Annotated in this window: 30 protein-coding genes and 1 pseudogene; 12 read left to right on the plus strand and 19 right to left on the minus strand. The window is 39.0% G+C overall.

The window, feature by feature from the left end; all coding sequences use genetic code 11:
• Nucleotides 1–101 precede the first annotated feature (101 nt).
• From AB5123_RS11365 to AB5123_RS11395, 7 genes are all read left to right on the plus strand, one after another.
• A complete protein-coding gene (locus AB5123_RS11365) occupies nt 102–533 on the plus strand; it encodes a hypothetical protein (RefSeq protein ID WP_329963954.1) in 432 nt (143 codons plus the stop codon).
• Nucleotides 534–606: 73 nt separating this feature from the next.
• Nucleotides 607–1,728, plus strand: a complete 1,122-nt coding sequence (locus AB5123_RS11370) for a hypothetical protein (RefSeq protein WP_288162689.1) — start codon at nt 607–609, stop codon at nt 1,726–1,728.
• A gap of 30 nt (nt 1,729–1,758) precedes the next feature.
• A complete protein-coding gene (locus tag AB5123_RS11375; RefSeq protein ID WP_278339977.1) occupies nt 1,759–2,844 on the plus strand; it encodes a hypothetical protein in 1,086 nt (361 codons plus the stop codon).
• Nucleotides 2,845–2,896: 52 nt separating this feature from the next.
• Nucleotides 2,897–3,892, plus strand: coding sequence for a hypothetical protein (locus AB5123_RS11380; protein WP_278946487.1), 996 nt, complete (start codon nt 2,897–2,899; stop codon nt 3,890–3,892).
• The gene (locus AB5123_RS11385; protein WP_368364840.1) at nt 3,889–4,761 is read left to right on the plus strand and encodes a hypothetical protein; all 873 of its coding nucleotides are present in this window, start codon (nt 3,889–3,891) and stop codon (nt 4,759–4,761) included. The genes AB5123_RS11380 and AB5123_RS11385 overlap by 4 nt, the downstream gene beginning before the upstream one ends.
• Nucleotides 4,762–4,768: 7 nt before the next feature.
• The gene (locus tag AB5123_RS11390; protein WP_195249311.1) at nt 4,769–5,644 is read left to right on the plus strand and encodes a hypothetical protein; all 876 of its coding nucleotides are present in this window, start codon (nt 4,769–4,771) and stop codon (nt 5,642–5,644) included.
• Nucleotides 5,645–5,661: 17 nt separating this feature from the next.
• Nucleotides 5,662–6,300, plus strand: coding sequence for an ABC transporter ATP-binding protein (locus AB5123_RS11395; protein ID WP_117896675.1), 639 nt, complete (start codon nt 5,662–5,664; stop codon nt 6,298–6,300).
• A 365-nt stretch (nt 6,301–6,665) separates the two neighbouring features.
• Here AB5123_RS11395 and AB5123_RS11400 read toward each other — a convergent pair whose 3' ends face one another.
• Together AB5123_RS11400 and AB5123_RS11405 are read right to left on the minus strand one after the other, a co-directional pair.
• Nucleotides 6,666–7,115: a hypothetical protein gene (locus tag AB5123_RS11400; protein ID WP_195249312.1), complete on the minus strand. Its 450-nt coding sequence runs from the start codon at nt 7,113–7,115 to the stop codon at nt 6,666–6,668.
• 9 nt (nt 7,116–7,124) lie between these two features.
• Entirely contained in the window at nt 7,125–7,661 is a 537-nt protein-coding gene (locus AB5123_RS11405) for a helix-turn-helix domain-containing protein (protein ID WP_195249313.1), read from the minus strand.
• Nucleotides 7,662–7,875: 214 nt separating this feature from the next.
• Here AB5123_RS11405 and AB5123_RS11410 point away from each other — a divergent pair, with 214 nt between their 5' ends.
• Together AB5123_RS11410 and AB5123_RS11415 are read left to right on the plus strand one after the other, a co-directional pair.
• Entirely contained in the window at nt 7,876–8,544 is a 669-nt protein-coding gene (locus AB5123_RS11410; RefSeq protein WP_046441812.1) for an NfeD family protein, read from the plus strand.
• 96 nt (nt 8,545–8,640) lie between these two features.
• Entirely contained in the window at nt 8,641–10,101 is a 1,461-nt protein-coding gene (locus AB5123_RS11415) for a flotillin family protein (RefSeq protein ID WP_022287339.1), read from the plus strand.
• A 90-nt stretch (nt 10,102–10,191) separates the two neighbouring features.
• Here AB5123_RS11415 and nrdG read toward each other — a convergent pair whose 3' ends face one another.
• The 3 genes from nrdG to AB5123_RS11430 all read right to left on the minus strand — a co-directional run bounded on the left by nrdG (nt 10,192) and on the right by AB5123_RS11430 (nt 13,580).
• Nucleotides 10,192–10,707: an anaerobic ribonucleoside-triphosphate reductase activating protein gene (gene nrdG, locus AB5123_RS11420; RefSeq protein ID WP_302834220.1), complete on the minus strand. Its 516-nt coding sequence runs from the start codon at nt 10,705–10,707 to the stop codon at nt 10,192–10,194.
• Nucleotides 10,708–10,709: 2 nt separating this feature from the next.
• Nucleotides 10,710–12,968 carry an anaerobic ribonucleoside triphosphate reductase gene (locus AB5123_RS11425; RefSeq protein WP_038672023.1) on the minus strand — a complete coding sequence of 753 codons (2,259 nt, stop codon included), beginning with the start codon at nt 12,966–12,968 and terminating at the stop codon, nt 10,710–10,712.
• A 414-nt stretch (nt 12,969–13,382) separates the two neighbouring features.
• The gene (locus AB5123_RS11430) at nt 13,383–13,580 is read right to left on the minus strand and encodes a hypothetical protein (protein ID WP_022287342.1); all 198 of its coding nucleotides are present in this window, start codon (nt 13,578–13,580) and stop codon (nt 13,383–13,385) included.
• A 283-nt stretch (nt 13,581–13,863) separates the two neighbouring features.
• Between AB5123_RS11430 and asnB the strand changes: the two genes are divergently transcribed.
• The 3 genes from asnB (at nt 13,864) to AB5123_RS11445 (ending at nt 17,424) form a co-directional block, all read left to right on the plus strand.
• Nucleotides 13,864–15,699, plus strand: coding sequence for an asparagine synthase (glutamine-hydrolyzing) (asnB, locus tag AB5123_RS11435; protein ID WP_117876068.1), 1,836 nt, complete (start codon nt 13,864–13,866; stop codon nt 15,697–15,699).
• A 272-nt stretch (nt 15,700–15,971) separates the two neighbouring features.
• A complete protein-coding gene (locus tag AB5123_RS11440) occupies nt 15,972–16,415 on the plus strand; it encodes an NfeD family protein (protein WP_337812495.1) in 444 nt (147 codons plus the stop codon).
• A gap of 34 nt (nt 16,416–16,449) precedes the next feature.
• Nucleotides 16,450–17,424, plus strand: coding sequence for an SPFH domain-containing protein (locus tag AB5123_RS11445; protein ID WP_022287345.1), 975 nt, complete (start codon nt 16,450–16,452; stop codon nt 17,422–17,424).
• Between the two features lie 546 nt (nt 17,425–17,970).
• Here AB5123_RS11445 and AB5123_RS11450 read toward each other — a convergent pair.
• From AB5123_RS11450 to AB5123_RS11515, 14 genes and pseudogenes are all read right to left on the minus strand, one after another.
• A complete protein-coding gene (locus AB5123_RS11450) occupies nt 17,971–18,573 on the minus strand; it encodes a hypothetical protein (protein ID WP_265291062.1) in 603 nt (200 codons plus the stop codon).
• Nucleotides 18,574–18,603: 30 nt separating this feature from the next.
• Nucleotides 18,604–18,972: a hypothetical protein gene (locus AB5123_RS11455; protein ID WP_117857184.1), complete on the minus strand. Its 369-nt coding sequence runs from the start codon at nt 18,970–18,972 to the stop codon at nt 18,604–18,606.
• 14 nt (nt 18,973–18,986) lie between these two features.
• Nucleotides 18,987–19,421: a hypothetical protein gene (locus AB5123_RS11460; protein WP_038672032.1), complete on the minus strand. Its 435-nt coding sequence runs from the start codon at nt 19,419–19,421 to the stop codon at nt 18,987–18,989.
• Nucleotides 19,422–19,593: 172 nt separating this feature from the next.
• Nucleotides 19,594–20,025, minus strand: coding sequence for a hypothetical protein (locus tag AB5123_RS11465; protein WP_038672033.1), 432 nt, complete (start codon nt 20,023–20,025; stop codon nt 19,594–19,596).
• A 17-nt stretch (nt 20,026–20,042) separates the two neighbouring features.
• Nucleotides 20,043–20,147: a deaminase domain-containing protein gene (locus AB5123_RS11470; protein ID WP_081856037.1), complete on the minus strand. Its 105-nt coding sequence runs from the start codon at nt 20,145–20,147 to the stop codon at nt 20,043–20,045.
• A gap of 134 nt (nt 20,148–20,281) precedes the next feature.
• Complete coding sequence (locus tag AB5123_RS11475; protein ID WP_051706603.1) at nt 20,282–20,611, minus strand: hypothetical protein; 330 nt, start codon at nt 20,609–20,611, stop codon at nt 20,282–20,284.
• Between the two features lie 5 nt (nt 20,612–20,616).
• The gene (locus AB5123_RS11480; protein WP_117958167.1) at nt 20,617–21,333 is read right to left on the minus strand and encodes a hypothetical protein; all 717 of its coding nucleotides are present in this window, start codon (nt 21,331–21,333) and stop codon (nt 20,617–20,619) included.
• Nucleotides 21,334–21,625: 292 nt separating this feature from the next.
• The gene (locus AB5123_RS11485) at nt 21,626–22,159 is read right to left on the minus strand and encodes a hypothetical protein (RefSeq protein ID WP_022126569.1); all 534 of its coding nucleotides are present in this window, start codon (nt 22,157–22,159) and stop codon (nt 21,626–21,628) included.
• An 8-nt stretch (nt 22,160–22,167) separates the two neighbouring features.
• Nucleotides 22,168–22,797 (minus strand): hypothetical protein, encoded by a 630-nt coding sequence (locus tag AB5123_RS11490; protein WP_337812202.1) that lies wholly within the window; start codon nt 22,795–22,797, stop codon nt 22,168–22,170.
• Nucleotides 22,797–23,132, minus strand: a complete 336-nt coding sequence (locus tag AB5123_RS11495; protein ID WP_337812203.1) for a hypothetical protein — start codon at nt 23,130–23,132, stop codon at nt 22,797–22,799. Before AB5123_RS11495 ends, AB5123_RS11490 begins: the two co-directional genes overlap by 1 nt.
• Before the next feature lie 159 nt (nt 23,133–23,291).
• A complete protein-coding gene (locus AB5123_RS11500; RefSeq protein WP_278645879.1) occupies nt 23,292–23,711 on the minus strand; it encodes an Imm63 family immunity protein in 420 nt (139 codons plus the stop codon).
• Between the two features lie 13 nt (nt 23,712–23,724).
• Complete coding sequence (locus AB5123_RS11505) at nt 23,725–24,126, minus strand: TNT domain-containing protein (protein ID WP_337812204.1); 402 nt, start codon at nt 24,124–24,126, stop codon at nt 23,725–23,727.
• 120 nt (nt 24,127–24,246) lie between these two features.
• Complete coding sequence (locus AB5123_RS11510) at nt 24,247–24,492, minus strand: hypothetical protein (RefSeq protein ID WP_368364841.1); 246 nt, start codon at nt 24,490–24,492, stop codon at nt 24,247–24,249.
• An 810-nt stretch (nt 24,493–25,302) separates the two neighbouring features.
• Nucleotides 25,303–25,461 (minus strand): annotated as a pseudogene (locus AB5123_RS11515) (DUF4314 domain-containing protein); the annotation flags it as partial.
• Between the last annotated feature and the right edge of the window lie 139 nt (nt 25,462–25,600).

Here is a 25,600-nt window from a genome sequence, read left to right on the forward strand (position 1 = left end):
CACAATTATCCGTTGCAATAATTGTGTTATATGATGAAATTGAATTTATTTGCAACAAAACTTGAAGAAAATCACACTTATATTATGAAAAAACGTTTAATATGAAAAAGATCGTTAGGAGAATCACAGCTATGGGTGCTGCTGTTATGATGATGAGTTCTATGGCTATTGGGGCTAGTGCGGCTAACTCCTACAATCTACACTATACCAAAGGAGCTCCTTCATCAGATAACGTTTGTGAGAAATGGATGTATGGTATAAAGGCACAGAATAATGGCTATTTAAAATCCACCTGTAAATCCATAAATACAAGTGGCAAGTTTAGTGTCTTAGCAAATGGATACAGATCTTCAAGCCATACTATTAATTGTGGTTCTTTCGATATCTGGAACAAAGGAACAACAAATTGGAAAAATTCTAATTATAAGAAGGGTTATTCTTATGATGTTGTTGCTGAATTTGGAGTGTCTGGCGGTTACACAAATATTTCAAAGTATGTTTCAAGTGCTTCTGCGTCAGGAAGTTTTAACTAAAGAATAGTATTTTGAGCCGCTGCGGATTATCTTGCTGGTAATGACGAGCGGCTCTTACTTTAGAGGATAAATTATGATGAAAAAGATTTGTATTTTGGTTGTTGCGGTGTGCATGGTACTTTCAGCGTGTTCAAACAAAACTAATAATGTAAAATTCAGTGAATTTAATTCTGAATATGTGCCTGTAAATGAAATAACAGATACATATTCAAAAGCCCTCAAATTGGAGTATGCCCATTTCACTATTCGTGACAGTGTAAGAATAGCTGATGTGAGTTCAGTTAGCAGAACGTTATATAAGCCGTCGGACGGTTTTCTGTTCAATAAAGAGCAGAGATTTATAGACTATTTAAACGGCAGTCCTGTTGATCTTAGCAAAATAAGTGTTAGCAGTGACGATATGGGTGAATATCATCAGCTTAACGCCGAAGGAGGTTATCCCTACTTTACTGATTATGATGGTGGTTCGATAGTATGGATCAAAGACGAAGATGCGGAGGCTTTTTTTCTAACTAATGAAAACATTACAGTAAAACGATATTATTGTTGCAACACCTTTGATGATGAGAAATATAAGCTTAAAGACTGTGAAATGTCCATAAGTGAGGCAATAGAAAAAAGTGCTGAATTTTCAGAGGAACTGAGAAAAATTGGCTACCCACAAATGTCGCCTTTTGAGATCAGAGTTGAGAAAATAAACGATACTTATGCGTTCAGAATAGATATGGTGCAACAGGATAACGGAGTACCGTTGAGAGCAGCTAACAGTGGCTTTGAGGGCAGGGAATCCTCTGTCAATGATGTTTTCACAGGTCGATTGAGCAAAATAAATTCAAATCCAGCGGGATACACAGTGCTTATAACTTCTTCGTCCGATATAGGTTGTTTTAGAAATAATGAAAATGTATTTTGTGAATATGAAAAAGAGAATATCGACAAGGTGATAACACCATATTCTGCACTTAGATATATTGATGACAATTTAAGTGATAATTCCAGTTACGAGGTGGATTACATAGGTCTTGAGAATAAGATATACTGGGTGGACTCTGAAACGGGCGTATATTCAAGTACTCCAATGTGGACTGTTTCGCTCTATAGCCCTACTGAGGAAAAATTATACTATGCTCTAGTAGATTGTGAAACGGGTGATTTTTCATTCTATTCGCAAAGCAGAGGTGATATAAATTTGTAATTTTACAATATAGATCGGAGCTTATAAAGTATGTATAATAGTTTAAAAAGAGCCACAGCCTTAATGGCGGTTGTGCTTATGTTGACGGGTTGTTCATCTCAGGACAACAAATCCAATAACCACAGTACAGATGATGCAAGGCTTGAGCCTGTGGAACAGGCTTATGACGGCTGTGATAAGTTGCTTGGCAGCGATCACGGCAGTTTTAAGCTGCCAGAAAAGATAAGCAAAGTGGACTTTGAGAAGGTATATTCTTTGTCCTGCAATACTTTGAAAAATGATGATATGACCAATGCGGAAAAGTTATTCAAGACTTTTTATGGCGACGATTTCGACGAAAGTGCACTTTCAACTGACAATGGCGGAATAGTTTATCAAGCTGGAATAAACACCTCTGCATACTGGGGTATGGATATTGCACTTTATTCCGCTGATTATGAGTTTCAAGAAAACAGCAGCGGACAGACTTATGTTGTGGGGCTTGACGAGGGCGGCATTACTTTAGGTGGCAAAGCCATTGATGTGACTGATATCGACAGTGGATTAAACAATTATCTTGCCGATTTTTATAAGGATTTTACGATCAATACCAAAGAGTTTTCGGTGAATGACACTGTGGGCAGAATTGATTTTACGGCAAGTCTTGACTATGAAAATGTGCCTTTTCAGTATTCGCCCTCTGCATACAGTCGGGCAGACAACGAGAATAATATGAGTTATTGGACGTTTTTGCAGGTGACAGGCTCTATTGGGGCGGACGGCAAATTTGATTTTATCAACGCAAATGCGCCACTTAACATACTTGACAAAACAGAGAAAACTGAGATGATACCATTTGACGAGGCGGTGAAAATTCTTGAGACGGAGCTTGCAAAAGGGTCATATTATGAGTTTTCAAATGTTGAGCTTATGTACTGCTGTCTTGCAAATCAGCCTGCATTGGATATGACCGAAGAGGACAATGTTGCTAAGGCTGAACAGTTGGCGGAGGAATACAACAAGACACCCAAGAACTTTGAGCCTATGTGGTGTTTCGAGATAAAAGGCGGCGAGGGTGCAAAGGAATATATCAAGGTGAATGCTCTCAGCGGCGAGGTCTTTATTGATGTTCAGTAGGTCAGAACGAAAGGTGAATAGCATGATCACAAAGCGGATTTTTTGTATTGCTGTGATAGGTGGAATCATCTGTCTTACGGCTTGTGGAAATAGTAATAATAACAGCGAGAATAATTCATCTGCGGTGGTGGTATCAGCTGTGGGAAGCAGAACTGACAGCCTTTTGGACAGCAGAGTGACATTGCAGGCTGAGGCTGTGGCTTACGATAACGGACAGCTCACCTTTGTTTATGACGGCAAGGAATACACGCTTGCAATGGACAGCGAGCTTTTTGAACATGATGAAAAATATGTGAATGGGAAAAGCTTATCCCAAGCAATAATAAACAACGATATCGGCGAGGTCATTTCTGCGGAGATAGTTACGGACGAGGGCATAACAAAAATTTATAGTTGTGATGTTGTAAGTCCTAACGGCGAGAAATACGCTTCGGGAATGTATGAGGACATCAAGGCGGACGTGCCTGCGGAGGAGTATGACTACAAGCTTTGCCACAAGAGCGGCTCTGTCTATGAGCTTAGCAATGCAAATCGGACTATCACGGCTGACTTCAACGATCTTGAGGAGTGGCAGAAAGGAAAATATCCCGAAAGTGCTGATGATGTTATGTTCGGCGGCTATCTTTTTACCGACGGCAAGTTTATTATTGAGGATATCAACTTACTTGTTGCGGTGAATGATGACGGCTCAAAGACGTATGAGCCGCTCACGACCAGTGACTACCCCAGCTTTTTCGGCACAGTACAGACCATAGGCGACAACACGGCCGAAATTAAGCTCACAGACGGCAAGACCGTTTGCACAGTGCCTACATATTATTGCGACGGTGAGCTTAGCGAGGGGCTTGAAGTCATGGTGATACTTGACTGCTCCACAGACCTTTTCGATAGCGGAAAGTCGGAGAGTTTTGATTACGCCGTTATCTGCACCGACCCTGCGGAGTATGACCCCTCAGGGCATGAGTTTGGAAATCTCGCCTACGCCAAAGCTGACAGCAATAACCTTGGTAGATTTATCTACACCGAGATCGGAGATATAGAGAAATGAAACTAAAACTTCTAAACACAATAAAATGTGACCTGAACAAAAGCATAATAAACATAGGCTTTGCAGGGGCGGTGCTGCTGACGACAGTGCTTGCTTTCACCGCCTCAGCCTATACAGACCTTGCCACCGATAAATCATATTCGGTGTTCGAGTCACTTTTCACTCTCGATAAAAATATCCTCCGCACCGACCCAATGCTGTCCTCAGTGCTGGTTTTCAGAAACGGACTTTCGGGATATATCACAATGTTTTTGCCTATTGTCGTGGCATTCCCATTCATGGTGTCTTTCTGTGCAGAGCGAAATAACGGACTGATGCGTTTCACCATATCTCGCACAGGCAAGCTAAGATATTATCTTTCAAAATTCATATCCGCACTTATCTCAGGCGGATTTGCCGTTATGCTCGGTATAGCTGTTTACGGCATAGCCTGTGCAGTGCTTTTTCAACCACTTTCGGAGTTTGACGTATCAGCCGACCAGCTTCAATACATAATGCAAGACAGCACAGGTAAAACCATAATCAAAATGCTTGCGGTAGCTTTCGCATATGGTGCAGTTTCCACACTGCCTGCGTTTTTCCTAAGCTCTTTCTGCAAAAATCCGTATATCATAACCTGCCTGCCCTTTATGCTCAACTATGTCCTCACAACAATGCTCAATAGGATAATAGACGCAAATCTTTTCAACGATAACTTTGATTTTGATAGAGCAAACGCCTTTTATCCAAGCTCTGTGACGAATTTTCTGTATATACAAAGCTTTGACAGAAGCGCAAAGTGGATAACTGCGGTGAACTGTTCGGGGGCGATCGTTGCCCTGCTGGGATTTATTATGGTGATGAGTTTGCACAAGGACAAGGGGGTGTAGGTCAGCTATGATGAAAAATTTCAGCCTAAAACAAAGCTTTTTCTGTGCAAGGGCGGAGTTCATAAAGTGGGTATGCGACGCACGAATGATAATCCTGGGAGTGCTTCTTATCTTCATTTACAGCTTTGCTATCGAGCCTCTTAAATCAAACGCCAAGCTTATGGGCGAACCGCTGAATATCCTTGAGCCTTTTATCGCCATAGCTAATTCAGGTGCGATACTTCTTATCATACCGCTGGTTTTCCTCACACTTATAGCAGATTTCCCCAAGATAGACACCAACACAGTTTTCTACATAATGCGTGTGGGCAGGCTGAACTGGCTGTTCGGACAGCTTTTGAAGCTCATTTTTATGGCGTTATCTTATCTTGCAGTGATATTCTTGGGCGCAGTGCTTCCAATGCTTTCAGACGGCTTTTGGTACAATGGCTGGAGCAACGTGGCGACAAAGTTTGTTTCACGCTTTCCTGAACATTCGGGCAATTTCGGCGTGCAGCTTCTCCCTGAAAATCTCTACAATCAGCTCACAGTATTTTCAGCCGCAGTGCAAAGCTACCTGCTCGTGTTCGCATACCTTATGATAATAGGGCTTATCCTGCTGAGCTTTTCACTTGTGAAACACAAGACTGTAGGCTTTGTCCTTTGCGGAGCGGTGATATCTTTAGGCACAGCGTTCTGCTCCATAAAGACCACGCTTATGTGGACAATGCCAATGGCGAACAGCATAATATGGCTGCACTACACAAAATATTTCCGTGAGCCTGTTATGTCAATGAGTTTTTCGGTCAGCTATCTTGCCATATTTATAGCGGTACTGCTGGCGTTCTGCTTTATCGCCATAAGAAAATTCAATTACGACAATGTTGCAGAGATAGCAAGTTAGGAAATTAGGGGGACGAAATGGATATCATCAATGTAAATGACGTATGCCTTACGCTTGGCAAAACGGAGATACTAAAGCACATAAATGTGTCCTTTGAGGAGGGCAAGATACACGGACTTATCGGCAGAAACGGCAGCGGCAAAACGATGCTGATGAAGTGCATATGTGGTTTTATCAAGCCCACGAGCGGTGAGATTATCGTTGACGGCAAGCAGGTGGGCAAGGACGTTGACTTTCCGAAAGATATGGGTATCATTATTGAAACACCTGGGTTTATACCGTATTACAGTGGATACAAAAATCTCAAACTTCTTGCGGGGCTGAACAACAAGATCGGCAAAGATGAGATAAGAAACAGCATGAGGCAAGTGGGGCTTGACCCTGATTTAAAACGTCATGTCCGCAAATACAGCCTTGGTATGCGGCAGCGTTTGGGACTTGCACAAGCCATTATGGAAAATCCGAAGATACTCATTCTTGACGAGCCTTTCAATGGACTTGACAAGGACGGCGTAAAAGAAATGCGTGAGTATCTGCTCAGCTATAAAGAGCAGGGCAAGACTATCCTTATCTGCTCTCATTCGGCGGAGGATATTTCTGTGCTGTGCGATACCGTGCACGAAATGGATAAGGGTGTTATTGAGGGGGTAAGGTGACATAGACTGAGTAAGTATGGATTCGTACAAACAGATATCAGGAGCCGATATTGATAGGTTAAAATTAGGACTGTTCTGAATAGAATAAGCTGCCACAGATTTTTTCTGTAGCAGCTTATTTTTGTTTGTGCTATTCCTTCTTGCAAAGATATCCGTCATCATCATATTTCTTAGCTATATGCTGTGTAGCTTGCCAATCGCCCCATTTGTCTACAGCTTTATCCCAAATTGTCATATATTACAACATGTTTTCTGAAAAAGTTTACATTTATCAACTTGGAAGTTGAAATAGCCTTTTAAATCATGCACTATTGCCATTTTAAATGCACAAAAAGGCAGCAAGCTAACCTGCTGCCTAAAATCATTCAATTCACACCTATCACTGTTAGTAGAAAAAGTATCATCATCACCGCCGATACGCTGCTAAGAACAAGTCCAAATATCACACAGCAAACTGCATTCAGGTCAAAAACTTCATTTCTTTTGCCGTCATATCTGAGCCTACACACCTTATCGGGTATGTATATCTTTGAGCGCATTACTACCTCACATGGGAATACGTTTGGATACTCACTATCACTAACCTTGTAAAACGCTGTATCAAATTTCTTGCCCTCTGCCCTGCCGAAACGCACAAACTTTCCTTTCACGCTTTTCGTTCCAGTAAGTTTTACAGCAGAGTATACAAAGAAACTAAAAATAACCAGTAGCAGGACGACAAGAAAAACAATGAACATTATAGGAACTATAACAAAATCTGCGCCAAGACACATGGCAAGCACAAGAACAACCGTGGCTATGATAACAAATTCCATGACTATACCCTACAAAAGACTTCTGTAATAGTCGCTAAGACGCTTAGCGTTAGCTTTCAAAAGCTCGTCAGCCTTGTTTTTAACGCTTTCATCTGCAAAAATACCACGCTTTGAAAGTTCAGAAGCCTGCTTGGCAAAGTCTATCGCCTTTTGAAGATCCGTGGCACTGTCAGAGCCTGAATACTCCCTAGCCACCATAAGGCAAGCTTTCGCCTTAAGCGCACATATCTCATCTGAAAATTCGTCATCAGCGTCATACTCTATAACAGCCTTATAGTTCTTGTTTATAAATTCTTTCCGTATACTGATATAGCCCTCTGCGTCAGGGGCGTTTTTGGAGTCGTTTTCATCAGGCAGAAGGGTATTAGGCTCTATCTCCAACACCTTGCAGAGGTATTCAAGGGTCTTTACCGACGGCGTTGCTGAGCCGCTCTCTATCTGACTAAGCATATTGCGGGTTATAAAATCACCCACTACCTCGCTTTGAGTCATTTTCTTTGAAAGCCTTGCCTCTTTTATCCTCTTGCCGAGAGTATTTTTCTCCATTATATCGCCTCACTTTATTTACTGTAAATTTCATTTACTTATATGATAGCAGATAGTAAAACAGATTTCAAGTGTTTAACGAAAAATTTACAATTTTTTTATGCTAAGCAATATATAAAAAATAATTTTAATTATTGTCGAAAATCTATTGACAAATAAGATAAATGAGTATATAATAAACGTAAATAATATTTACATTGGAGGTGTAAGCTATATGAATGAATGGTGGGACGGTTTGTCGCTTTTACTTAAAGTGCTGTATTGTATAGCGTTTCCGTCAACGCTTATACTGCTTGTGCAGACTTTGCTTTCTATGTTCGGTTTTCATGATGGTGGAAGCGGTCATGATTTCAGCGACACGTCAGGTCTTGATCTTGATGTTGATACCAACATCAGCGGTCACGGAGATGTGGATATTGGTCACTGTACACATGATATCGGCTGTGACCACAACGTAGACGGCGGAAACCCTGCGGATTTTGCTTCTATGAGAATGTTCACGCTTCAGACCATAGTTGCTTTTTTCACTGTGTTTAGCTGGTCATCTATCGTTCTTGTAAGCTCAGGTGTTTATCCAGCACTGTCTACAGTTATCGGCTTTGTTCTGGGTCTGGCGACCATGCTTCTTGTAGCAAAGATAGTTCAACTTTCTGCAAGACTTGCTGAAAACGGTACAGCTGATTATAAAAATGCTATAGGAGAAACTGCTACTGTTTATATCCCCTGCCCACCTAAAGACCATGGGCTTGGTAAAGTGAATGTTATGATAAACGGACAGCTAAGAGAAGTCACTGCAATAAACAATGGTGATGAGCTTATAAAGACAGGAACTCAGGTTCGTATTATCGATTTGCAAGGAGATACTGTCGTAATAGAAAAATAAAAGAATTGATAGAACAAAGGGGTGCTAAACATAACGATTCTGTGAAATGACCCGTCTTGAGGTTATTATAATAGTATTTGTGTGGGAGGAAAAATTATGGAACCAGTAATCATCATCTGTGTGATAGTCGTTGTGCTTTTTGCGGCAATTATGGCGATACTGTCACGCTACAGAAAATGTCCGTCCGATAAGGTGCTTGTTATCTATGGTAAAGTAGGAACAGACAAGAATGGTCAAGCAAGAAGCGCAAGATGTATCCACGGCGGTGCGGCATTTATCGTGCCAATAATCCAATCTTATGAGTATATGGATCTTACTCCTATATCCATAAATGTGGATCTAAAAAACGCTCTTTCAAAGCAGAACATCAGAATCGATGTTCCGTCAAGATTTACTGTTGGTATCTCAACCGAGCCTGGCGTTATGCAGAATGCTGCTGAAAGACTTCTCGGTCTTAAACTCATTGAGATACAGGAGCTTGCAAAGGATATTATTTTCGGTCAGTTGAGACTTATAATTGCCACCATGGATATCGAAGAAATAAACTCGGACAGAGATAAATTTCTGCTCGCGGTATCAAACAATGTTGAGATAGAGCTTAAAAAGATAGGCCTTAAGCTTATCAACGTAAACGTAACGGATATTACAGATGAGTCTGGATATCTGGAAGCTCTCGGTAAAGAAGCTGCTGCAAAGGCTATCAATGACGCTAAGAAGTCAGTTGCCGAAAAACACAGAGATGGTGAGATCGGTCAGGCAAACGCTCAGAAAGACCAGCGTATCCAAGTTGCTGCTGCAAACGCTTCTGCTATCGACGGTGAGAACCAGGCCAAGATAGAGGTTGCACAGTCAGAAGCCCTCAGACGTGAGCGTGAAGCGGAAGCTCTCAGACAGGCTACAGCCGCTGAAGCTGTTCAGGCAGCAAAGGCAAAGCAGGAAGCTTACATAGCTCAGCAATCCGCCGAGCAGACGAGAGCCGAACTTGAAAAGGCTACACAGACCGCCGATGTTATCGTAAAGGCTCAGATCTCAAAGCAGCAGGCCGAGATCGAAGCTGAAGCACAGGCTGAGGTAGTAAGACGTAAAGCAAAGGGTGAGGCCGATGCTATCTTTGCAAAAATGGAAGCTGAAGCAAAGGGTAATCAGGAAATACTCACAAAGCAGGCAGAGGGTATGAGAAAGCTTGTTGAAGCAGCAGGCGGAGACGCTAATGCAGCCGTTAAACTCATAGTTGCTGACAAGCTTGAAGAACTTATCTCTATTCAGGTAGAAGCTATCAAGAACATTAAGATAGACAAGATAACCGTGTGGGATACAGGCGCAGGTGCAGATGGAAAAGGCTCGACAGCAAACTTTCTAAGCGGACTCATGCAGTCAGTTCCTCCGCTGAACGATCTGTTCAAGCAAGCAGGAATGTCACTCCCTGATTTTCTTGGCGAGGACATACAGGAAGCTTTGAAAAAGTCACAGGAAGAAGCAGTAAAGAGAGCAGCCGAGGCTGATAATGCAGAAACTCTCGACCCAAAAGATGTTGAGGTAATAGAGCCTGAGAAATAATTAATTTGACCTCCGTAGTTTAACGATTGCGGAGGTCTTTTGGTATAAATAAAAGCGAGTTTCAACATCATGAAACTCGCTTTTTTATGTTCAATATGGTTCAACGACTACTGCTCTGCCCTCTTTCAAGGACCTTTGTACATCAATAAAACGCTGATTTTTGCTGCCCATGAATTTAAGCTCAAGACTTCGTTGTGACAGTATAAAAGGGCCGTCAACAAGATAATCAAGCTGACTAAGAAGCTCCATATAGCCGTTTTCAGCGTTAGCGTTTGCAATTAGATATTCATAAGTATAGCCCGTGAATGATATCACATTCAGTGAAAAGCCATGGAACGCTTTTATCCTTCCTGCAAGTTCTGCTAACGGTTTGCACTGACAGAAAGGCTCACCGCCACTGAACGTCACTCCGTCAAGAAGCGGGTCTTTTATTATCTCATTGTAAAGCTGGTCTGTATCAACGACAATGCCACCGTTAAAATCATGTGTCTGCGGATTGTGACAACCCTCACAGCCGTGTGGACAGCCCTGCGTAAAAATAGTGAACCTAAAACCCGGTCCGTCTACGATAGATTCACCGACAGTGCCAGCTATCCTAAGTTCCATGGCTAATTGTCACCCTCACAGCAGGCTTTTGCACGAGGTATCCTCTCATGTATCACCTTGCTGTGTTCAGCCTCAGAACGTCCACACTTCGGGCATTTGTCACCTATTATTCCCGTATATCCGCAAACAGGATCACGGTCAACAGGGTGGTTTATTGAGCCGTAGCCTATGCCAACTTCTTTCATATATCTTACGACTTTCTCGAATGCAGAAAGATTGTTCAGCGGATCGCCGTCAAGCTCGATATAGCTTATATGGCCTGCATTTGTAAGAGCATGGTAAGGAGCTTCTATTTTAAGTTTCTCAAACGCTGTTATCGGATAGTAAACAGGTACATGGAAAGAATTAGTATAATATTCTCTGTCCGTAACTCCTGCTATCTCACCATAACGTTCTCTATCCATTTTAACAAATCTGCCAGAAAGTCCCTCAGCAGGTGTTGCAAGCAACGAGAAGTTAAGACCAGTACGCTTTGTTTCCTCGTCCATTCTTGCTCTCATACGTGAGATTATCTCCAAGCCAAGCTCTCTTGCTTCTTCACTTTCACCATGGTGCTTTCCAGTAAGCACTTTAAGACACTCAGCAAGACCGATAAAGCCCACTGAAAGTGTGCCATGCTTTAGCACTTCTTCAAGCGTATCGTCAGCCGTAAGCTTCTCTGAATCGAGCCATATGCCCTGACCCATGAGGAACGGATAATTTCTCACACGCTTTGAACACTGTATCTTAAATCTGTGCATAAGCTGGTCGATACAAAGATCCATAAGCTCATCAAGGCTGTCAAAGAAAGCACCGATATTACGCTGTGCTTTTATGCCAAGTCTAGGAAGATTAATGGTAGTAAAAGAGAGATTTCCTCTTCCTGTCACTATCTCACGAGTAGGGTCATATGCGTTACCGATAACTCTTGTGCGGCAACCCATGTAAGCTATCTCAGTGTCAGGATTGCCCTCCTTGTAATACTGTAGATTGAAAGGAGCGTCGATAAATGAAAAATTCGGGAAAAGACGCTTCGCTGATACACGGCAGGCGAGCTTGAAAAGGTCATAGTTCGGGTCATCAGGATCAAAGTTCACGCCCTCTTTTATCTTGAAAATATGTATAGGGAAAATAGGCGTTTCACCATTGCCAAGTCCTGCTTCCTCTGCAAGAAGAATATTCTTTATAACAAGTCTGCCCTCGATAGAAGTATCAGTACCATAATTTATGGAGCTGAAAGGCGTTTGAGCGCCTGCACGGGAGTTCATGGTATTAAGATTATGGATAAGCGCTTCCATTGCCTGATATGTGGCTCTGTCAGTTTCTTTCAAAGAGTTTTTATATGCAAAACTCTGTATCTTCTTCACTATAGGTGCGTCAACAAAATTCACAAGAAACTGTGCTTCAGCCTCTTGATAGCCGTTATCATTGGCGAGAGTGATCTTTAAACCCTGCTCATCAAGCATTTCAGTTATTTTCTTTGCAATGCTCTGAGCATCAGAAACTTCACCAAGGAGAGCAAGCCCCCTGCCGATATTGTCACGATAGCGGTGTCTGAATGTCTTCCTTACGCCCTCAGCCATATCATAATCGAACTTCGGAAGAGATTGACCACCATGCTGGTCGTTCTGATTGGATTGTATCGCAATGCAGGCAAGCGCCGCATAGCTTTGTATATCATTTGGTGTACGCAAAAAGCCATGACCTGTAGAAAAACCCTTATCAAAAAGCTTTGTAAGGTCTATCTGAGTGCAAGTGGTAGTCAGTGTATAAAAATCAAGATCATGAATGTGGATATCGCCCTCCTGATGAGCCTTTGAATGTTCAGGAGCGAGGACATACATCTCGTTGAACTCTTTCGCACCCACAGATCCGTATTTAAGCATTGTACCCATTGCGGTATCGCCGTCTATATTAGCATTCTCACGCTTCAAATCGTTATCTTTCGCTGATTGGAAAGTAAGATCCTCATAAACTTTCATAAGACGGGTATTCATTTCTCTTGCACGAGTTCTGTTTGAGCGGTAGAGTATATAACTTTTTGCAGTATCAGCCATGCCCTCCTCAATAAGAACACGCTCAACGCAATCCTGAATCTCTTCAACAGTAGGCATATCAAGGTGTTTTTCCATAAGCTTATCAACAACTTTACCCGAAAGCTCCAAAGCTTCCTCATAGTTATCCTTGCCCACAGACTGAGCCGCCTTGTATATAGCGCCAGCTATTTTCTCAATATTGAAAGTTACAGTACGTCCGTCACGCTTTTTTATCTTGATTATCACAATACCGCCTCCGATTTTCCCGATTTATCCTTATATTTTTTATATTCTCACAACTCGCACCGCAAATCACAACATATTGTATAAAAAGCAGCGCTTAATACAAGTATATAGTATAAGTGACGCAAAGTCAAGGCGTTATACAACAAAATGTGACTTTGTTATTTGTATTAAATGCACAAAGCCACATTTTCGTCAGATATTGATTTTAGGCGTCAAGTAAAATGCTTTTAGCTGTAATGTAGTCGAACTTTACGATGTATAATACAAAATAGTTTAGTTCTTGATGCTGTAAAGTGAGCTAACTTGTCATCTCATGCGTCTTCGAATGTTGTTCCATGCCTCTTAAATGTCGTAAATAGGCGAATTCAGCAAGTACGTAAAGCACTTTAACTTGTCGAATTTTTAAATTTTGCACTATGCCGCTGAACTGCTCTCAGCACTCTCGTAAGTGTAATCGTGAGTAACTACAGAGCTGCCTGTTTCATTTTCAAGTACCTCTTCGAGAGTAGTATTCATCATGTAGGCACAGAAAGATATCAGCATTACAAAAAAACTCACTATCAACACAATATCCAATCTATAACCATTTTTCTTCTTTTTGTTATCGTTCATAAGATCTTCTCCAAAATATGATTTTAATACCATTATACTATATCCATCTGCCTTTTTCAAGCCAAAATGACAAAATCGCAGATATTTTTATACCATACACACTGCCATGTGATAGATGCACAAAAGACAATTTCTTTTATTGTTTAATTTTTGTTTTTACCCCTTGCAAAAAAGCCGCATATAGTGTATAATAAATATTATATTGCTTGACGTTCACTAGGCGACAAGCGCTTGTATTAACTAAGATACAGGCAATTTGATTTAACAGAAATGAGGCTTTTATATGTGCGGTTTTGTTGGATTTACAAATAAAATCAATGACGCTTCCATAGTTCTTGGAAAAATGATGGATAGAATAAAACATAGAGGTCCTGACTCTGACGGAAAATATGTTGACGAGCAGATCGCAATGGGTTTCCGCCGACTTTCGATCATCGACCTTTCAGATCAAGGTAGCCAGCCTATCTTCAATGAAGATAAGTCGTTGGTACTTACATTCAACGGTGAGATATACAACTACAAGGATCTCCGTGAGGAGCTTGTAGCGTCTGGTCACAAGTTCTATACACAGACCGACTCAGAGGTGCTTATCCACGGTTATGAGCAGTGGGGCGAGGATATGCTCGACAAGCTGAGAGGTATGTTTGCATTCGTTATCTTCAACAAGAATACAAATGAGGTTTTCGGTGCAAGAGATTTCTTCGGTATCAAGCCTCTTTATTACGCAAAAATGGGCGAAACTCTTATGTGGGGTTCTGAGATAAAGAGTTTTCTTGACCACCCTCATTTCAAGAAGGAACTTAACACAGACGTTCTTGAAACTTATCTCACATTCCAGTATTCTCCTACAACAGAAACTTTCTTCAAAAATGTTTACAAACTCCCTGCCGCTCACTGCTTTACATACAAGAACGGCGAGATGAACGTAAGAAGATATTGGGAAGTTAAATTCCACGCTGACAATGGCCCTGCTCTTGAAGATTGGGTGAATAGGATATCTGACACTTTCAAGAACTCTGTTGAGGTACACAAGTTTGCTGACGTTGAGGTAGGTTCTTTCCTTTCAAGCGGTGTTGACTCAAGCTATGTTGCCGCTGTTGCCAACGTTGACAAGACCTTTACTGTGGGCTTTGGCGAGGACGAGAAATACAACGAGATAGGCTATGCTAAGGAATTTTCAAAGTATATCCATAAGGAGAACTTCTCCAAGGTCATTTCTCCTGAGGAATACTGGAACAGCCTTTCAAAAATACAGTATCACATGGACGAACCTCTCGCAGACCCTGCGGCTGTGGCTCTGTTCTTCGTATGTCAAATAGCTTCTGAAAAGGTCAAGGCAGTGCTTTCAGGCGAGGGTGCAGACGAGATATTCGGCGGATACAACATCTATCACAACCCTGCTGATATGGCAAGCTACTTCAAGATACCAAGACCTATCAGAAAGGCTGTTGGTGCAGTTGCAGAAAAGCTGCCTCACAAGCACGGCATAAACTATCTTATAAGAGGCTCTAAGGACCTTGACGAGAGATTTATTGGTAACGCATACATCTTCTCTGAGAAAGAGCGCAAGGACATTCTGAGCATAAAAACAAACGCTCCTGACGCTATGGCTATCACAAAGCCGTTCTACGATAAGGTAAGAGATCAGGATCAGGTAACACAGATGCAGTACATTGACCTGCACCTTTGGATGACAGGTGATATTCTTCTTAAGGCGGATAAAATGAGCATGGCTCACTCCCTAGAGCTTCGTGTACCGTTCCTTGACAGAAAGGTAATGGAACTTGCAGAGCAGATACCTGTAAAGGACAGAGTTACTGAAACTGAAACGAAGTATGCAATGCGTCTTGCTGCACTTCAGGCTTGCCCTCCACAGACAGCTAAGAAAAAGAAGCTCGGCTTCCCTGTTCCTATCAGGGTATGGCTCAAAGAAGATAAGTATTATAACATAGTAAAGGATAAGTTTACTTCTCCTCAGTCGGCACAGTTCTTCCACACAGATAAGCTTGTACAGCTTCTTGACGATCACCGTGCAGGCAAGTATGACTATTCAAGAAAAATCTGGACAGTGTTCTCATTCCTTGTTTGGTATGATGTTTATTTCAGCGACAACGTATAATTACACAAATAGTAAAAGCGGTTACCTCCAGCGGGTTACCGCTTTTACTGTAAATTTTTTTATATAACTATCTTTTAGAAATACTTTTTTCTTTATGTAGTAGCATCAACATGTATATATTAGGATACAGCTAGTATAATATGGTACGGTCAATGTAAAATCATTGAAGATTAAAGGTAAAAAAGCAAAAATATTGTGTCTTAGCTATTGTAAATTTTAAAATAATATGTTATAATAAATCTTAAATAAATGAGAGGAACAGGGGGTATCATATGACAATGGCTACACTCAAAATAGTTTTCTGGGCTTTAGCTTTCGTGTTCTTTGTTGTATGCGAGGTCGCAACAGGAACGGCACTTGTGTCTATATGGCTTGCTATAGCAGCGCTTATTGCGATGTTTTGTGCTATAGCTAAGCTTTCTTTCCTTACACAGTGCATCGTATTCGTCGTAAGCTCAATCATACTTCTTTTGCTTACAAGACCTGTGGTCAAGAAGCTCCAGAACAAGCCAGTTGCAACAAATTACGAGCTTGATGTGGGAAAAACTGCAATAGTTATTGAGCCTATAGATAACTCTGTGAACAAAGGCAGGGTCACTCTTGAGGGCACGGATTGGGCAGCAAGAACTGAGGACGGCTCAAAGATCACAGAAGGCACACCAGTGAAGGTCGTGCGTATTGACGGTGCAAAGCTGATAGTTTCAGAAGAAAAGTAACAGCTTACATAAACTTATTTTTAGGAGGCATATAATGGAACCTGGAATTTATATCGTACTTGCTATCATCGTATTGCTTATAATCATTGTTATCAGCAACATCAAGATAGTACCGCAGGCATATGTATTTGTAGTTGAAAGACTTGGAGCTTTTCATGCGGCATGGGGAACGGGACTTCACGTAAAAGTACCTTTTATCGACCGAGTTGCAAAAAGAGTATCTATCAAGGAGCAGGTAGTTGACTTCAAGCCACAGTCAGTTATCACAAAGGATAACGTAACAATGCAGATAGACACTGTTGTGTTCTTCCAGATAACAAACGCAATGCAGTTCACATACGGCGTTGAGAGACCTATCTCAGCTATTGAAAATCTGACGGCAACAACACTCAGAAACATTGTTGGTGACCTTGATCTTGAGGCTACGCTCACTTCCCGTGACATTATCAACACAAGGATCACAGCAATTCTTGATGAAGCCACAGATAGGTGGGGCATCAAGGTGCAGAGAGTTGAGCTTAAGAATATTCTTCCGCCAAGAGAAATTCAGGACGCAATGGAAAAGCAGATGAAAGCTGACCGTGAAAGACGTGAAAAGGTCATTCAGGCAGAGGCTGAGAAGAAATCTCAGGTGCTTGTTGCAGAGGGTGAGAAAGAATCTAAGATACTCAGAGCACAGGCAGACAAGGAGTCACAGATACTTGCAGCCGAAGCTGAGAAGCAGTCTATGATACTTCGTGCAGACGCTGTCAAGGAGCAGAAGATACTTGAGGCAGAAGGTGAAGCGCAAGCTATCGACATGGTACAGAAGGCGATTGCCGAGAGTATCGTCAAGCTGAATGCTGCTAACCCTAACGAGCAGGTAATCCAGCTCAAGAGCCTTGAAGCATTTGCTAAGGCAGCAGACGGCAAGGCTACAAAGATTATTATACCAAGTGAGATACAGGGTATTGCAGGTCTTGCAACAGGACTTAAAGAAGTCATGACAGACGTTAAGAAGCCACAGTAAAACGCATATAGTTAATCCCCTCCAAGGCAAATGCTTTGGAGGGGATATTTTTTTTCATTTTCAAATAATAATTCAAAAGTTAGGCTTTCAGGTTACATCATTTACCTGTAAAAGCCGTAAATACAACTCGTACAAAGGCAGAAGAAGTTCTCCTACATCCATAGGACTAACAAACGCATGAACAGGGTATTCGCCTTTTAACAGTTTCATTAACTCATGTATATTTTTTAGTTTATATCGTATTTAGTTATAGTATCCTTATAAGCCATATACTGATATTCTCCTCTCAATTTAAACGCGTGACTTTCACTTCAGACAATTTAACGGTATCCGAAATTGCTTCAGAAACACCACCGGGAATTCAAAAAGAATTTGCTCCAGATTCATTGGTCTGAAATTACCAATTGTATAGAAACGACGCAGGAATACTTGCGTCCTTCAAGGAGTTTCTGTGCAAGATAACGGAAAATTGGCAAGTTAGACGTACACAAAGCCGTTAGGCGGTAGTTGTGCGGTGTCGCCCTAAAGATCTGAATTACAAATTGATTACCAAGGTCTTAAACTTTGAATTCGTTTAACAAAAGTTCCGTCGTCAGGTGAAAACACAAATCTGAATCCGTTGAAATCATTTACAATTAATTCACCATCAATATAATTAATCATTACATACGGCGAAATAAACTTATATTCCGGACATACCCTTTCTTTATTCTGAATTCGCCAGATAATATTTCCTTCCATATCAACAGCATATACGTTGTCGATTTCATCAGATTTTGCAGACGCATCCAGTTCATTTAATTGTACAATTATCCTATCATCAAATAAAACAAAAGAATAAATGTTATGTTCAAAATAAACGGCAGAGTTATTAAAATATAGATTATTCTGATTAATTTCTACTATAAAATCTTTATCTAAGTCTGATCTTTGAAAAGGCTTATTATTTTTTTCAATAATATTACCTACCATATCAACAGCATATAAATCTCCGATTTCTAGCTGTACAATTATCTTTTGTTTTAAAATTATTACAGACTTAACATTATAATCAAAGCAAACATCATAACTATTTATATGAATCCATTTTTCAGATATTATCATTCTTAATACCATACTATATTCCTCATTATGATAACAATCTTTCATTGTAAAACTCCTCTATTCTTATTGGAACTATTACCAATCACGCCCACTTTCATCTCTTCCCACTATATGCCCGTCATTAAGATCAAAAATGTATCTTCCGCCCCACCAATCATTTAACTGAAGAAGATTAGTTTCTTTCCTGACATACATACCAACATATGAGGTTAATTTTTTATTTTCATATTCCCTTGATAAGTATTTTCTGCTTTGAACACGCCAACCTATTGTTCCGTCAAAGTTTACCGAATAGACGTTATCATATTCATTTTTTATGCAACTATCCAGTAAGATCAATATTTGAGATTTTAAAATTAAAACTTGTTCAATTTTGTACGGAAAAGTTACTTTATTAGAATTAATGTAAAGAGTTTTTCCATTCGTTTCAACTATCGGTAACATAAAATCTTCTCCTTTTATAGTGGTCTGAAATTGCCAAATGAATTAAAATATTGACCCATTAAATCAAATTGTAATCCCCCTCCCAAACCCCATTCTGGAACTTCATTTGCTATACCAAAACGTACCTCTGTACCAGCCGGTAGTTCTACATCACAAATATGTGTTGGCTCATATGGTAATGCAAACTTATCTTTAATTTGCTTTGAAGACAATCCTTGAATCTCTTCATAGTTCATTACCCACTGGCCCTTTGCACTTGTTATGTTTTCAGTATACACTCTAACAAACGTGGTATCTTCAGTTAATTCGATAGTTGTTACATTAGTTCCCGGCTTATAAGAGGGATTTGTATATCCATTTTGTTTTAAAATTTCATTTACGTTTTCAGCTGAATTAAAATCAATTACATCAGAGCATGCCCAAGAAGGAATATCATCATATTTTGACATCAAAACAAAAAATTCATCACTCTGCTTTGAAGCAGTTTTTATGAACGATTCAGCTGCATAATCGTCAAGATTCTTAACCGCCCTTACAAGATCATCGCCGCCCCAAATGTTGCGACCGCCAGTATGGTTTGTTTTGCTATGTATGTCCTGATCTACAAAATGATCATATTAGTCAGGTGTATTTTAAATCATTATAAATAAGGTTCACCTGTCTTTTAGTAAAATCCCCCCTTAATTGATCTTGAAAATCATCTATCTCAAAAAAAGGAATACCGGTATAATCACTATTTTCAAACAGATCAGATTTAATTGTGTCATAAAAAAGCTTTTTATCCTCGGTTTTACATTTGACCGAAATTCCCCAAAAACCCTGACAACCCTCACAAGCAATCATAAACGCACGCTCATCATTTTTGCTTTTGTAAAAAATAAATTTCTCATCACCTTTAAAATAATGATTTGGAAAAGACTTGCGTTTTTCTTTTCTGTCAAAAACAAAACCCATGGTTTTACAAAGTGCATTCGTTATCGGTTCAACAAATTTCTCCGCAACTGCAAAAGAATAAGCAGACATATCTTCATATGGCTCTAAATAATCATTCATAAGTGCTATCCTTTCTATTATTTCCAATACACATTAACAACTATTCCGGGGTATGCTCTATTGAATTGTTTAATAACGCTTCGGCAGCTTGAGCAAGGTTCAAGTTCAGTAAATATATTTATAGCTCCAGTGAAGAAACTTTAGCCCAAGTAACTGTTCCAGCACCAAGCTTTCAAGTTAAGAAGAAACATACCCCGAAGCAAAGCGATAAGTATTTAGGTGTTATCGTCATCCGAATAAGATTTTTCTATTGTATTTAAAAAATATAAAATTTTCCGCCTTTACATTTACAAGCTTGAGGTAAAACTGATTTTAAATTTTCTATTCTTTCACTCATATATTTAAGATCTATTCCCGATAAATTCTCAGTAGCCCAAGCCCCTAATGCATTTAATTCTGACATAATAATATTTAAATCGCCCACATCAAAATCGCATCCATCTTTAAACAGTTTAACTTTGGATTCACATATTGCCTTAACCCAATAACGTTGATAGAAAACCTCAGATGATATATTTTCACTGAAAATAAGTTCAGTGTTTTTATCATTAATATCTCCACTATATCGATATAAACCAACAGACACTACTATCAACCTCCATAGACAGCTGAAAAATTATAATCTGGATAAAGAATTCTAAGTTGTTCCAGACAATCCTCAACGGCTATTCTCAATTCAGGTGTATCTGCATTAATTCTAAATACGTAACTCCTGACATCTTTTAACTCACTAGATAAAAAACTATATTCTTCACCATCAATATAAACGCTAAATTCATTCTGAGAAAGTGCCTTTATTCTATTCTCACCTTTTTTTAAGATTTGCTTATTTGCCCATTGAGTTTCAGTTTGTGGAACATCTGGATTTTCTATATATAATCCTCTCGCATTTTTATCTTCGTATATCACTTTCGTAGCAAAATCTATCTCATCAATTTCTGTATTAATAATGCCATGAATTTCAACCTCGTTAAAATTTATTCCACCTTTTTTATTGACAAGACTAATCAAATCATCTGTAAATCTATCACAATTTTCAAATAACTTGAAGAACTCTCTGTCTTGCTTAGAAGCAATCCCCATAAACCTTTCTAATGCCGCATCATCAAGCTTCGCCAAAGCCCCGACGAGATTATTCCCGCCCTTAACAGCAACTTTAACGCCATCATCACCATAGTCTCTTATCAAAGTTGCAACAGCGTCTTTATCCAAAATCTTATTTATCGCAACAATTGCTTCATCATCATACTTAGAAAGAATAGCAACAATATCAGAAGCTTGACCAGATTTGAATATTGAGTCAAGCAACTCAGGAGATATCTTTTTGGAAACCTCGTATCCGCATACCTTTGCAACCTCTTCTTTAGCGTATTGCTTTAAGAGATATCTCTGATATAATTCACATGAATACGTTAGCTATCGGCTCTAAAAATGCTCCGTCAGCAAGAAAAATTGTATGCGTTATGCAGTCCATTTTAGTTCGTGCAGCAAGTTGTTCTGCCGCAGCAGTGTTGCCGTCCATCGCTAATCTGTATAACTTTAAACTATCCAGCCAAAAATCAACAGCATGATAAATTATCGAAGTTGTGAGAGCAAAAATTTACAGTTTCACTTTAACTCCATAAATTTCATCATCTTCACCGATCAACAGCCAACAAAAATCACAAATGCAATACATATTCAGGCTACAAGGATGTCTATTGTTTAGGTAGAAAATAGAATTATTTTCATAAAAATAAACAAAATTATCCTTTTCATTTTCAATTTTAAAATACCTATGAGTATCATTGCATTCAATCATACTAAATAAGCAGTATTCATTTTTATCAATAAATAATGAATCAAACTGATTACTGTTTATCTTCATTGAATCAGAAACAAAAAATGATATATATTCAATAATATTAGTTCTACTGTTTACTGCTATATCTAATGGTGTATGCTTTCTTTGATGATCATAGTAAAAGGCATGATAAATAATATCACTAGGATCACTTCGACATGTTTTCTGAACTTTATACATTGTGAAATTATCTTTTTTACTTATACAGTCAATAATCAAATCATATTGAAAACTATATCGTTGTTGTATAAGATATAATTCATAATCATCTGAAATATATTTAATTTTCATATGATCACCTATCCTTCATAAAATGCATGGAAAACTACTCCTTCTTTAGTGTCAATTCCGAACACCCAACCGCCAAAGTTAAGATCTTCATATCTGCCTAAAGGTTTGCTTGCAAGTTCTCCCATTGCTTGATCTAAAGCAGATACATAACTTTCTAACATCAATTGACTTCTTAAATCAATTGAAAAACTTGTTTCACCAAATCGACCAACATACTCCCCCATATGTTCCGTAGCATTCGCATTAGTCCACACTACATTTGTTTCGGTATTAGGATTTATATAAAATTCTTTCAAATAATCATCGGGAATACGCAAATCCAGTTCTTTTTTAAGTTCATGAAAATATTTTTTCCATTGAATTGAAATTTTTTCCCACCAACCATCAATTGAGGTTTTAATAAGTATAGCCTCATTATTATCACCCCAATCATAACATATGCAGCATCCGCAAGCACCTTGACCATAATTAAAACGCATATCAAAATAGTCACAATACTTGAATCCCAAACTAAATTCTTCATGTCCATTGCCGTAAAAAGCGTCTATCAAATTAAAATTCGAAACTAAACTACCAAAATATTTTTTCATTTCAGTTTCCACTATTTTGGCTTTTATTTCTGCTCGATTTTCATTCATTATAAAAACCCCTTTGCTTTTAAAAATTTCTTGGGAATCTGCTTTTTTACATCTGTCGTTATACATTTTATCAAACTGTCACAAAGTTTATCAAAGCCAGTATTAAGCGATGACGAAAACATTATTTTCTTTTCACTGCGATTTGTTATGATAAAAAAATATAAGTTGTTATCTCTAATTTCAACCTCAAATGGATAATAATCATAAACGATTGAAGACATTTTATTGTCATAAAAAGAAACTGTATCTATTAATTCATTGTTATTGCCACATGCTCTTTGAGATAAAAATACATCTGCAATTTTATCTAGAAATTCATAGTTAGTAGGTTGCATACCAAAAATCTCCTTCCGAGAATAATTTTTATACCCATATTTATTTTTTTATACTCCCATTCATTCCACAATGATTTTCCTTTGAAATTTATATCGGTTGGGTCATGTGAAAAACGAATTGTTTTACCCGCTTGAACCTCCGTATACATCTATTTTTTGTCAATTACACTTTTTATAAGGTGCAATTTTCAAAATGCTGTCGATTTCTTTTTGACACCTTTCTTTAAAAAGCGGATCAATTTTTCCTAATAACTCAAGCTGCTTACTCCACAGCAATTTTCTAGGATCTTCCTTTTCGCTTCTGTTCTTTAATTCATATTTCGACGCTAATGAAAATGTTATACCTTCAAATAATGGATATAATATATCATTAATATCCAAGCTTCGATAATGTTTATTTTCTTTGCCCCTCTCCATTATAACATAATGATATTCATTATTTGAAATATATATTGTCCCCCCATCGCTAAAAACATTCCCCGTCGAAGAGAAAATCGGATACAATTTGGAATCATAGAGCAAACCAATCTTCTCTCCGTGTTTATAAATAAGCTTTCTAACTTCATTAATATTCATCATTTAATCCTATTCTCTATTCAACTTCAACGATATAGCCAAACTTTTTAAGTTCATCAACTAAATAAGTTGATAGATATTGTGTTCCTCCACCAACTTCGTCAAACCATGGCACTATTTCTCCAGATTTCACTTCAAAAGATACTAAAACCTTATACTTTGTATATGGTTCATTTTTCATATATGGAGGCAATGCTCTTTCACTATATGGTGTTCCCAACGGTGAAAAGTATTTACCAGTTCCATTGCTGCCATATCTGTCTATAATCATACCAGGCTCTAATGTTTTCGTTTCAAATATTCCGTCAACAAAGCCATTAATATTTGTATCTCCGTTTGTTCCCGGATAAATAGTAATACCTTTTTCTTGTTCAAAATATTTCGGATTATCATAAACAGATTTATGTCTTACATACAATTCGTAATCAGGCTGATAATCCCATTTGCTGATTTTATCTATGTCAGCCTTAGAACTTGCAACAAGCTCGTTTAAATAGCTTTCATCTAAAGATTTTAAATAATCATAAAAGCTATCTTTCTATTTAGAAGCAGTCTTTACAAACGATTTCGCTGTGCCATCGTCAAGGTTATTAATTAGCTTGACAAGATAATCGCCGCCCTTAACAGCAACTTTAAAGCCATCATCACCATAGTCTCTTATCAAAGCTGCAACAGCGTCTTTATCCAAAATCTTATTTATCGCAACAATTGCTTCATCATCATACTTAGAAAGAATAGCAACAATATCAGAAGCTTGACCGGATTTGAATATTGAGTCAAGCAACTCAGGAGATATCTCTGATAAAGTTCGCTTGACGCAATAACCTTATTATTTAACTCCCATACTGCTCCTGAAATACTTCCGATCAGCCTTTGAACAAACGGAATTCGCATAAATCCGTTAACTATCGGCTCTAAAAATGCTCCGCCAGCAAGAAAAATTGTATGCGTTATGCAGTCCATTTTAGTTCGTGCAGCAAGTTGTTCTGCCGCAGCAGTGTTGCCGTCCATTGCTAATCTGTACAACTCTTTGTTGGGAACATATCCAACCATTATAGTCGAAATGTATGCCATGGGTCCCGATATCACCTGCTGATAACCGTTATTAATACCGATTTTGAGCAGATCGGTGTCGACAATCTTGGAGTCGTAAATATTTTTAACTTGTTCTTTAATTGTACCACAAATATACGGCAATTTCAAGGGAATTTTTGATATATTCTTCTGAACGATCATCTTGCCGGTAACATTAACCGATATTTCTTCAGAAGACTGATCGTCAAACTTGCTTAAATACAAATAAAAGTCGGAAGAATCCTTGAAATCGGAAATATCAACATCGATATTCTGTTTTTCGATCTCGTCCGAAATACTCTCTACCTGCTTGTATTTCTTGAAGCTGATATCGAGTTCGTATTCCTTGCCGTCGATCTATCTCGCAGTATCCGACGCACTCAAAGCCGCCCGCTTTTTCAAGTTCCGAACGGAATCCGCCTATTCCTGCAAAGATATTAAAAGATTTTATCAGTACGAATCATCTCCTTCCCGATTTTTCCAATAAAAAACAGTCAAGCTTTTTTTCAAAACTTGACCGTCACATTGATATATTCATTTCTTCATCTTCTGTTGGCTCACTATCTTCACTTACGATATGGAAATCGTCCACGCCTGGGATCACTCCGAGCGTTCTGCCGTTATCAAAGACGCAATGCACAGTGCCGATATCATCCATATGTTCGATATTTTTTGTTGTGTAGGGTTTGACTTCCTTTTTGGTGAAAACTGGCGAAAAGCATCTACGGTTTTACACCTGAGATTTTTACCCTCAAAACGCAAAAAAAGCTCGTAAATACGAGCTTTTCGAGGTGTGCATCTATTTTATTGCACAAGTA

It is taken from the genome of Ruminococcus sp. RTP21204st1_B2_RTP21204_210225 (genome assembly GCF_040914135.1).
In the GTDB taxonomy this organism is placed as follows: Bacteria; Bacillota; Clostridia; order Oscillospirales; family Ruminococcaceae; genus Hominimerdicola; species Hominimerdicola aceti.